We start from the raw sequence: 451 nt of genomic DNA, 5'->3' as shown, positions 1-451 counted from the left end.
GGAACAACAGGTTCTGAAAATGCTAATAATATTGAATTACTTACAAATGTAGCTGGATTAACTCAAGTAATAGAATTACAAGCACCACCTATAGAATATTCTTTAAATCCAAATAGTAATCAAACACCGTATAGCTCATACGATATAACTGTTGAAAAAGCTGGATTTAATCCAGTAGTAATAAGGGGATGTCAGGTATTTCCTACACGAGTTGCTTACCAAATAGTTAATTTAGAAAGCAATTTAGGAAGAGGAAGTATGAGACAGGAAGTTATAAATATACAACCACCTGTATTAAATGGAAATTATCCACCGAAAATACCAGAAGATCCTGAGAAGCCACTACCACCACCAACATCAGGAGTTGTATTACCCGAGCCTGTAGTTCCAGAATATGTTATTGTCCATCAAGGAGTTCCAGATGATCCATCAGCACCAAACTATAAAGTAC

1 pseudogene is annotated in these 451 nt (G+C 35.5%); it reads left to right on the top strand.

The window, feature by feature from the left end:
• A pseudogene (locus ACJDTP_RS27450) lies at positions 1–451 on the top strand (S8 family serine peptidase); the annotation flags it as partial.

Origin of the sequence: Candidatus Clostridium helianthi (genome assembly GCF_045310795.1) — a bacterium.
GTDB classification, from domain to species: domain Bacteria; phylum Bacillota; class Clostridia; order Clostridiales; family Clostridiaceae; genus Clostridium; species Clostridium helianthi.
This window is presented reverse-complemented; position numbering and strand designations above follow the sequence as displayed.